This is a genomic window from Paenibacillus sp. DP01 (genome assembly GCF_044784315.1).
GTDB classification, from domain to species: Bacteria; Bacillota; Bacilli; order Paenibacillales; family Paenibacillaceae; genus Paenibacillus; species Paenibacillus polymyxa.
Genome location: NZ_CP173059.1, coordinates 2,794,027 through 2,804,859 on the forward strand (window position 1 = coordinate 2,794,027; position 10,833 = coordinate 2,804,859).

The window sequence follows — 10,833 nt, forward strand, 5'->3', positions numbered from 1 at the left end:
AAATAACCACAATGAAACTGGAAATAAAAATGAAGAAAATTGATGAGCATGTACCATTTAAGAAGTCGCCTAATTGGCGGCTTTTTTGTGTTAACAACCTTTTGTCTTTCAAATCTTTCAGCTAACAGTTCAAAAGAACTATTTTTTAAGATATTACTATTATCAAACATCGAAGTACCGATAAACATAATAGCGCAGAAAAAACAGGTATATATACCAACTCAAAGGAGAATTACATAAAGGAGGATCGAGAAAAAATAGCAGAGGATTTATTTTAAATACACTAATATAAGGAGAATGTAAATTGTTGAAAAGAACACTATTAGTATCAATTATTTTTTGCCTAGTAATAAGTGCATTTGGATTCACTGAGAAAACATTGCCGAAAGCTGCAGCGTCCACTGGATTTGCTCATCCTGGTCTATTACATACGAAAGCAGATTTTGACCGAATGAAGCAGATGATTCATGAAGGCAGACAACCCTATTTGGATGGTTGGAATCAATTGCTGTCCAGCCCACTTTCACAGGCTGGATGGAAACCACGCGCTACTTCTACTATTATCCGAGGAGGAAGTGGGCAAAATGTAGCTCTGTTGTATAATGATATAGCTCGTGCTTATCAGAATGCACTTCGTTGGAAAATTACAGGGGACACTGCAAATGGAGATACAGCTCGTGATATTTTGAATGCCTGGTCTTCTAATCTTAAAACGATCTCCGGCAATGCTGATCGCTACTTAGCGGCGGGAATTTATGGGTATGAGTTGGCTAATGCAGCAGAACTTATGAGAGATTATCCGGGGTTTAATGTGGAACAAATGCAGAACATGCTTCTTACTGTATTTTACAAACCATTGAACGAGAGATTCCTTATTGGCAATGAATACGGCAATAGTCATAATGATTCATATATACAGAATTACTGGGCGAACTGGGATCTAAGTAATATGGCTGCCACCATTGCCATCGGAATATTCTGTGACCGCCAGGATATTTATGATATCGGTGTTGAATATTTTAAAAATGGTGCAGGAAATGGGTCCATTTATAATGCGATCCCATTCCTTCATCCTGATGGTCTTGCCCAATGGCAAGAGTCTGGAAGGGACCAAGCGCATACTCAATTAGGCGTTGGTTTAATGGCAACAATTGCTGAAATGGCATGGAATCAGGGAGATGATCTTTATGGATGGGCGGACAATCGCTTCCTACGTGCTGCTGAATATGTTGCCAAATACAACAATGGCGAGGATGTGCCCTTTGCAACATATGAATGGGGATCAGGAAGAAACGGTGCGGTAAATATTCAATCTGGAATATCGCCTGACAAACGTAGCGAAATGCGTCCCATCTGGGCGATGATCTACAACCATTATGTCAATCGGAAAGGTCTGTCTGCACCCAATATTGCTGCCCGAATGGCTCTGGAGGGTACCGAAGGTGGTCCAAATTTGAAGTATCCATCAACGTTTGACCAACTTGGTTTCGGGACTCTTCTTTACACCCGGCCAGCCGGTAGCGGAGATCAGGCAAGCCTTCCTGCTGGAAATGTTCCTAATGGTATTTATCGCTTGCTTGTGCGTTTGGACGGCAAGGCTATGGAAACTGAGAATACGATAGAAGGTACAAGTGTAATTAAATCAACCTATACAGGTGAAGCAAATCAGCAATGGAGTGTTACGCATCTAGGTGGAGGTCAATACAGTATCAAGAATGTGCAGAGTGGACGTTCACTCGAGGTAACAAATGGCTCTCTTGATCATGGCGCTAAGTTCCAACTGGCTGCTAGTACTGACCAAGATCAACAAAAATTTGCTTTTATCTCTACAGGAGATGGTTACTATCGCATCACTCCTGTCATTTCCAATAAGCCAGCTGATGTCACAGGTCTATCCACTGCAGAGGGAGTTCCTATTCAGCAATGGCGGTATACATCCAATTATAATCAACAATGGAAGCTTGAATCTATTGAATAGCACTGATCAATAATTTGCCTAAAAGCATCATTCTAACATTTGTTTATTCATTCAGTTGAATCTCATTCAACATTTCTTAGTCAAGCCACAATATTGGAAAAGATGTACGGTCAAAAACTGGTGTCGATATTCCGTTCGGCGCCAGTTTTTCTATAATTGAAAGAGAACAATTCCTGCTTACCCTATTCAAAACGCGATGACCCGGGACATTCGTCAGGCGGCTGCAAAAGCGAACAGCCCCGAGTATATGTCACTTTGGGCGGGACAGGGTCTTCGGTTAGCTAACGACCAACCTGCTGCTTCTACTGTAAAACAAACCATTGATGAAGCCAGTATTCTTGTCCAAAGATTTCTCACCATGAGGAACAGTTGATAATAAATAGGAAAATGATTGCTGCGAAAATCGCGGCTTTTTTTATTTGTCGCGATTTAGATTGACGATGAGGAGGCAGAATGTCATCGTATTCCTTGTCTCCAATGAGCTAAAACGTCCATATCAACAAATCTAACTCATCGGTTCAACCCCCAGCAATATTCGGATAGCATATTTCCTTGGATTTTTTCCGTGAATAGCTGAGTAAAGCGTCAAACTCCTTGTCGCAGTCTCCTTGTTTCAGTTGCATTGCAATGAAAATTCCTCTTCGCATTCCTTCAGAAACAGTATGTTGGGCAGTTCACTGCTGGATTGCTCCGCCATTTCAATAGAGTCTTTAAAAATCCCCACATTCATTCTATTCGATTCATTCAACTTCTAGGTCGTGAATGGTCATGAAACTTCAACCATTCCATATTTCCCCGAATTGACTTTATATCCAGATGTCATTATTATCTTACAGTATAAGATAATACAAAGGTGGTACGGCCAATGGACTATAAAGCATCGGCAACCGAACTATTCGAGTGTATCGTCAAATCGCGCAAACCGGCATTAGAGGAACGAGTGCATTTCTCTCGTGGTGAAATGGGAATTCTCATTGCTTTGAGTCATCAGGACGGGGTTACTTCGGGCCATTTGAGCGAATACTTGTCCGTCAGTACGGGACGGATAGCAACGGCGCTGAAAAGTTTGGAGAAGAAAGGGTTGGTTGTACGCCGTACGGATGCCAACGACAAACGTAAGGTGATTGTATTCATTACGGATTCAGGCAAGCAATTTATGATTGACAGGTATAACGAAGGAGTCGCATGGAGCGAGAAAATTCTTCGAAAGCTGGACGAACAGGATGCCAAAGAGTTTATTCGACTCATCAAGCTTATTGTCTCTAAAAGCTAAATTCCTATGTAGAGGACGTATGCAGGATACGTTAATTGCACCAAACACCTAAGATTTTCAGATAAAGGAGAACAACAGAATGCTGAAGATATTCAAATATCTCAAGAAAAATGAATGGATATTCGTGCTTTGCAGCTTGGCCTTCATCGTTGTGCAGGTGTGGCTGGATTTGAAGTTGCCTGATTATATGGCCGAAATTACAACCAAGCTGCAAACTGCAGGAACGCCGATGTCGGAACTGCTGATTCCTGGTATTTATATGCTGTTATGTGCTGTCGGGAGTATGATTGCATCTATTATTGTCGGCTATTTTGCGGCAAAGGTCGCGGCAGGGCTGGCCATGCGCCTGCGTGCGATGGTCTTTGACAAGGCCTTATCTTTTTCGATGGAAGAGATGAACAGCTTTTCAACAGCCAGCCTTATCACCCGTTCCACGAACGATGTTACCCAAATTCAAACGGTGGTTGCGCTGGGGTTGCAGGTGATCATCAAGGCGCCGATTCTGGCCGTGTGGGCCATTGCAAAGATCGCAGATAAAAACTGGCAGTGGACCGCCTCTACAGGAGTGGCTGTGGCTGTCCTGATCCTGATGCTGAGTGTCATTGTTATTTTTGCTCTCCCCAGTTTCCAAAAAATCCAACGTCTCACTGATAATCTGAACAGGGTAACACGTGAGCATCTGACGGGGCTTCGCGTAGTGCGTGCTTATAATGCAGATCAGTATCAGGAGGAGAAGTTTGGGCAGGCCAATACCGAATTGATGAATACAAACCTGTTTGCGAACCGGTTAATGACAATGGTTGGTCCGGGCATGACCTTTATTATGTCGGGTCTGAGTGTCTCGATCTATTGGATTGGCGCTTACCTGATTAACGGAACGGCCGTGCCGGACCGCATTTCGCTATTCTCTAATATGGTCGTATTCTCATCTTATGCGGTGCAGGTGGTCATGGCCTTTATGATGGTAAGTATGATATTCTTCCTGATGCCTCGAGCTTCGATTTCTGCCAAACGGATTATGGAGGTATTGAATACCGAATCCCGCATCATTGACGGGCATGAGACAGCTGGAGAAGAGGGCGTTATGGGTCAGGTGGAATTCCGTAATGTCAGCTTTAAATATCCGGATGCGGAGGAGCCTGTGCTTCGCAACATTAGCTTTACGGCAAAACAAGGCGAGATGGTTGCCTTTATTGGCGCAACAGGCAGCGGTAAAACCAGCGTAATCAATCTGATTTCTCGTTTCTACGATGTGACTGAGGGAGAGGTACTCGTGGATGGTGTGAATGTCAGAAACTATAAGCAGCAGACACTCCATAACAAAATCGGGTATGTCCCACAGAGAGCCGTACTTTTCAGCGGTACAGTGGCATCCAACGTTTCGTATGGCGATAACGGAAGAGCAGAAGCTTCGGAGAAACTCGTCAAAACAGCCGTGGAGATTGCCCAAGGCACGGAGTTTGTCGAAAAAATGGACGGTCAGTATCAAGGACGGATTTCACAAGGTGGAGCGAACGTGTCCGGTGGTCAAAAGCAGCGTCTGTCCATTGCGCGTGCCATCTACCGTCAGCCGGAGATTTATATCTTCGATGATTCCTTCTCGGCACTCGACTACAGAACAGACCGGATTCTGCGCTCGGCGCTTAAACAAGAAACTGGCCATGCTACGACACTCATCGTTGCTCAGCGCATCGGCACCATTAAGGACGCTGACCGGATTATCGTACTGGACCAGGGTGAGATTGTAGGGAACGGAACACACGAAGAGCTGATGGCGAATTGCAGCACCTATCAGGAGATCGCTTATTCGCAGCTTTCGAAGGAGGAACTCGTACATGGACAAGAATGAACACACCGTCGGCAGTAAGCACATCGAAATGAAACAGCGAGGTCCCATAGGTAGAGGTCCTACGGAAGGGATGGGAACTGGTAAAAAAGCGAATGATTTTAAAAAGAACATTCACCAGCTCTTATCCTACATCAAGGCTTATATGCCTATGATCATACTCTCTATGGTGCTGGCGCTGGCCGGTTCCGTCTTCAACGTGATTGGTCCAGATAAGCTCAGCGATATTGCCAACCTGATCCAGGAAGGAATCGTAACAGGGATTGATGTGAATGCTGTTCAGAAGATTGTTCTTGTATTGGTAGTTTTGTATGGTCTCGGCCTTATCTTTAATTATTTCCAAGGATTCATTACGGTAACCGTGTCACAGCGTCTTACAAAGAAGATGCGGACAGAGCTGTCCCGAAAAATCAATCATATGCCTTTGAAGTATTTTGATGCTACGAGCTATGGTAATGTGCTTAGCCGTGTGACCAATGATGTCGATACGATTGGACAAACGTTAAACAACAGTCTCGGCACGCTTGTCAGCGCACTGGCAACCTTTGTGGGTGCATTGATTATGATGCTATATACGAACTGGATCATGACCATTACTGGGATTGTAGCTACGCTGATCGGTTTTTCACTGATGACCATAATTATGAAGCATTCACAGAAATATTTTGTAGCACAACAAGCAGAGCTTGGCCAGATCAACGGTCATATCGAAGAAACTTATGCTGGTCATAACGTAGTCAAGGTATATAACGGAGAAAAAGCAGCCAAAGAAGTGTTTCATGGCATTAATGGCCGCTTGTATACAAATGCATGGAAATCCCAGTTCATGTCTGGCCTGATGATGCCGGTTATGATGTTCATCGGGAATTTCGGTTATGTTGCGGTCTGTATCGTGGGCGCTTTGCTGGTGAACCAACATGTTATAACGATCGGAACTATCGTGGCCTTTATGGTGTATATTCGTCTGTTTACACAGCCTTTGTCACAGTTGGCGCAGGCTGCAACCAATTTGCAATCGGCGGCAGCTGCTAGTGAACGTGTATTCGAATTTCTGGGTGAAGAAGAATTGGTGGATGAGAGCGACAAGACCATGAAGCTGGATAACGCCAAAGGGGATGTCGAATTTAAGCATGTCCGTTTCGGTTATAAGGAAGACCATATGATTATCAAGGACTTCTCTATGAAAGCTGAAGCTGGTCAGAAAATTGCCATTGTTGGCCCTACAGGTGCCGGTAAGACGACGCTCGTGAATTTGCTCATGCGGTTCTATGAGCTGAACGGAGGGGAAATTTATATTGATGGAACTCCGATCAGCCAATTAACACGTGAGAATGTTCATAAATTATTCTGCATGGTACTGCAGGATACATGGCTGTTTGAAGGAACGATTCGTGAGAATATCGTCTTTTCCAAAGAGCATGTTACCGATGAACAGGTAGAAGCCGCATGTAGAGCAGTGGGTCTGCATAGCTTCCTTAAAACTTTACCGCAGGGTTATGATACAGTGCTAGACGACAAAGCTAATCTCTCTGCCGGTCAAAAGCAATTGATTACCATTGCAAGAGCCATGATTGAAGATGCGCCCATGCTCATTCTGGACGAGGCCACAAGTTCGGTCGATACGCGTACGGAGTTACTGATTCAACAAGCGATGGACCGACTTACTGTTGGGAAAACCTCCTTTGTGATTGCCCACCGTCTCTCAACGATTAAGAACGCCGATCTGATTCTGGTCATGAAGGACGGTAACATTATTGAAACGGGTAATCATGAGGAATTGCTAGGTAAAAACGGATTCTATGCCGATTTATACAACAGCCAGTTTGAACATGTATCCTGAAAAGTACAATTTTAGGGAAACACGATAGGAACCATCAATATCATATCAGGGTAAAAATGAAACGTGTTTGGATGACCCCTTCAAAGGGCGACCCAGACACGTTTTTTTTATAAACTACTCAGTTGTAAGATATCGCAATTGTAATGTTATCCTCTCTAACCTTTTTGGTATAATGAGTCCAAATTGGAGTTGAGGAGTGAAAACAGATTGTCTGGTGTAATTTCTAAGGCTGTTCAAATTTTGGATTTGCTGCTTCCGCAAGGCACTGAGAAAGATATGAGTGTGACGGAAATAAGCAAAGCGTTAAATATGCCGGTGCAGAGCGTGCATCGCTTGCTTACCTCATTAGCGGAACATGGCTTTGTGGCCCAAAATACAAAGACGAAACGTTACAAGCTTGGTCTGTCCATTATGAAGTACGGTTTTTTAATGCGGGACAGTTTAATGTTGCGTACCATCGCAAGACCTTTTATGGAGGAGATATCGAAACAAACAAAGGAGACTGTATATTTATCGGTTCGAGAAAATGCAGAAGGAATTTACATTGATTCTGTCGACTCACCACAAGTCTTGAAAATATCAGAACCCATCGGACTGCGTTTGCCATTGTTTATAGGAGCCTCTAATCGAGTTATTCTGGCTTTCCTGAACCCGATGCTGCAAAAAACAATCATGGATTCCTTCGAATGGAGTGAGGCTACTTCTTTAAAAGCATTTTTACGAAAAGATGTCGAACAAGAACTTTTGACGATTAAACAGAATGGATATGCTATTTCAATAAGCGAGGCAACGGAGGGAACCACAGGAATTGGCGCTCCTATCTTCTCATACGAGAACACCGTAATCGGTTCCTTGAATGTTGCTGGACCTTCGATAAGATTTGGGGAAGTTAACATCGAAAAGTATTCAAACATGGTGAAAAAGTATGCTAACCTCATATCCAACGAGCTTGGCTATCGAGGACGTGTTAGGTAGTTTGGCTTGCTTAGAAACACCTATTCATTGCACATCATCTGCCTTATCAATTCCTGTTTCGTTATTCAGGGAAGTGATGGGAATAGTTATATTTTTTGTTATCATCCCATTATTCGGGATAATCATATTGTTAATACTGAAAAGTGAGATAATATATGATTATTCAACAAGAGGGGTGAGTGTATATGAAGATTGTTGTATTTCGTCACTTTTCATTTGACGATCCATCCGTAATCGCTTCGTGGTCCAAACATGCAGGTCACGAACTAATCGTGCAGGATCCTGCCCAAGGTATTGATAAGAAGTGGCTTAAAACATTAGATCTCCTTGTGATTTTGGGCGGACCCATGAGTGTTTACCAAGAAAAAGAACATCCATGGCTTATTGAGGAGAAGGCGTTTGTAAAAATTGCAATTGAAATGAAGAAAAAAGTACTAGGAATTTGTTTAGGGGCTCAGATGATATCGGAGGTTTTAGGAGGATCCGTATTTCCAAACCGCGAAAAGGAAATTGGCTGGCATGGCTTCCACAGGACGCAAGAATACCATGCATGGTTAGCTAAAATTCCCAAAAAATTCACTTCATTCGCTTGGCATGGAGATACGTTCACGTTGCCTGATGGGGCCCAGCATCTCATTTACTCCGAAGCTTGTGAGAATCAAGCCTTTGCGTATGGAGAACATGTTCTAGGTTTGCAGTTTCATTTGGAATCTACCACTGATTGTATCCAGCAAATGCTTGCAAATTGGCCGCATGAGCTTCGGGATGCACCGTTTATTCAAACCACTTCCTTGATCAGGGAAGGGATAGATCATTGTGAGCAATCAAAAATGTTATTGTGGGGAATTCTGGACCAAATTGCGTTAACCGCTTAGGAAGCGATAAATCAACATGGGAATGGGATCGGGAGCTGCACGAATACAAATTGGCTTGGGGGTAGTTTCATTACAAGCTTGGCACAAAAACGATTCGATTTGCACAAAGTATCCATCACACGACAAATATGTTCGGTACTTCCACTGTGTCAATATTCACTCCATTATTTAAGGTCAAGTCGCCAAAACTTAAAAAAATAGCAAGTCTTCCTGCCACATGGAGACTTGCTATTTTGTGTTTTCGGGTCAATACATTTTACAAAAGTAATGGTCCAAAAGTTATAAATTCTCTAAAAATCTAAACTTTTAATGAAAAATCAAAACGTTTCTATTAATAAAAAAATAAAATTTATAGCTGAAATGAGAGAATATTTAACCTAAATCGAAATTTCAAGAGAAAATTTAAAGAAAATTCCGCTTGGAAAATAGTTCAAAAGAGCTAAAAAAATCACTATCTATTTAAAAAGTGAAGAGTTATTAATTTTGAATTAATTCAGCTTGAGTAAATAAATACCATGATTTAGGTAGTTAAAGATAATCGCTGAAAAAGTTGAAATTTGTCGGATGGTGTCGGGAACGGTTTGTTACATTTGTGTTAATGATATGTAATGTAAAATTTGTTTTGGTGCAAGGGGTTTGGAGTTTCATGCAAGCATACATCATTTTTATTTTATCGGTTATAAAATCAAAAATTTTGTTCTAAATCACATTAACTTGTCATGCTTAGTATTCAATTTAATAAAAAAGTGCAATTCTTGCATTTAAAGATATAAATATAATAGAATAATATGGGGTGTTTATTAATTTTATGAAATCTATCAATTTGGAACTTATGTCCCATGTTAATCGGTTTTAAAGTTTGTATATTTAAAATAGCTAGAAAGTATTGGGAGTAAAGAAGATATATAAGGATTTATTGCTATATTATGGACAGAAAGAGGGTGTTAGAAATTTTTATGGCGACTCGGTCGTGTCTTGGCTTTTGAAAATCGTGATCCAATCTGACTGAGAAGACCCAGTTATTTTGTTTCACCGGACATGAGAGCATTGCCTAAAATGGCTTCATAAGTACATAAGCTGTTTTCTTTTGTAGACACTGTAGGGAGCACTGACTGTATCCAAAAATCATGGCAGTTGTATAAACAAGACTGCAAGATTATCTGTCCATAGCATCATTCCGGTAAATCTGTCCCATATCTTCCGTATTCCAAAGACAAATCCTATTTATTCAGATTAACCTTTCACCGAAGAGCTTCATTTGATGCAGAAAACACCTGAAGAAGTACTGTAAAATGCACGGTTAGTTCAAATGATTAAGCCCGTTTGTGCACAGATTTTGAGGAGTGCGAAACGTTTCCTAGCAGCGTGGAAACTTCGCTAGCTCTTTCGATGACCGTCGCTTTTTTATCCATGTACAAAATCAGGAAGTCATAAGCGCAATCGTGAGTTTTAGCCCCCTTCAACCTAGAATTACGCTCCTAACCACGGTGCAGTAGCTCATGCGTCTCATAGCATCAATACCCTCAAGCCAAGATTCAGACAGCACACATCACGACACACTACGTTGTTAACATTGCGATAACCGTTCTACAACCCGCCACCAAGATGCACTCACAGCATAATTCAAAAATGTCCCCATTCCATGCACATATTCATACATCTAGAGTCAGAGTTTTTTCACCATGTCTGCCCAACTAAAAAAGCTTGCACTGCGAAAGTGTGAGCGAAGAAAAGAAGATGTACTTGTTTTGATCAAAACCAGCTTCTCGAAGCTCCGGGGGCTGAAGGGTACCAGCTTCCTGATAGGAGAAGGAGAAACGGTAACGATTGTCGTCGCGTGCCGTGGCGGCAAAAGCATAATTATCAAACTGCTACAACAAATATGCGCACTCAGATCTTAATGGTATATCAGGAGTGGGCGCTTTTTACTGACTTCTATTGGCAATTTAATACCGGAGAAAAGGCTCGCATGACCGTTCCTTGCCAAGGGAGGTCATTTAAGCAGAGTTACTTTTACCCATATCTATTTTGCGAGGAGAGATACGT

At 42.1% G+C, this 10,833-nt stretch carries 6 protein-coding genes; all 6 read left to right on the forward strand.

The window, feature by feature from the left end; all coding sequences use genetic code 11:
* Nucleotides 1-304 precede the first annotated feature (304 nt).
* Nucleotides 305-1,978, forward strand: a complete 1,674-nt coding sequence (locus tag ACH59B_RS12410) for an RICIN domain-containing protein (protein WP_277376395.1) — start codon at nucleotides 305-307, stop codon at nucleotides 1,976-1,978.
* An 865-nt stretch (nucleotides 1,979-2,843) separates the two neighbouring features.
* Nucleotides 2,844-3,251 (forward strand): MarR family winged helix-turn-helix transcriptional regulator, encoded by a 408-nt coding sequence (locus tag ACH59B_RS12415; RefSeq protein ID WP_045245283.1) that lies wholly within the window; start codon nucleotides 2,844-2,846, stop codon nucleotides 3,249-3,251.
* Nucleotides 3,252-3,330: 79 nt separating this feature from the next.
* The gene (locus ACH59B_RS12420) at nucleotides 3,331-5,100 is read left to right on the forward strand and encodes an ABC transporter ATP-binding protein (RefSeq protein ID WP_404303888.1); all 1,770 of its coding nucleotides are present in this window, start codon (nucleotides 3,331-3,333) and stop codon (nucleotides 5,098-5,100) included.
* Nucleotides 5,087-6,937: an ABC transporter ATP-binding protein gene (locus ACH59B_RS12425; RefSeq protein ID WP_016818806.1), complete on the forward strand. Its 1,851-nt coding sequence runs from the start codon at nucleotides 5,087-5,089 to the stop codon at nucleotides 6,935-6,937. Before ACH59B_RS12420 ends, ACH59B_RS12425 begins: the two co-directional genes overlap by 14 nt.
* 207 nt (nucleotides 6,938-7,144) lie before the next feature.
* The gene (locus tag ACH59B_RS12430; protein WP_404303890.1) at nucleotides 7,145-7,912 is read left to right on the forward strand and encodes an IclR family transcriptional regulator; all 768 of its coding nucleotides are present in this window, start codon (nucleotides 7,145-7,147) and stop codon (nucleotides 7,910-7,912) included.
* 185 nt (nucleotides 7,913-8,097) lie between these two features.
* Nucleotides 8,098-8,787, forward strand: a complete 690-nt coding sequence (locus ACH59B_RS12435; RefSeq protein ID WP_045245286.1) for a type 1 glutamine amidotransferase — start codon at nucleotides 8,098-8,100, stop codon at nucleotides 8,785-8,787.
* Nucleotides 8,788-10,833: the final 2,046 nt, after the last annotated feature.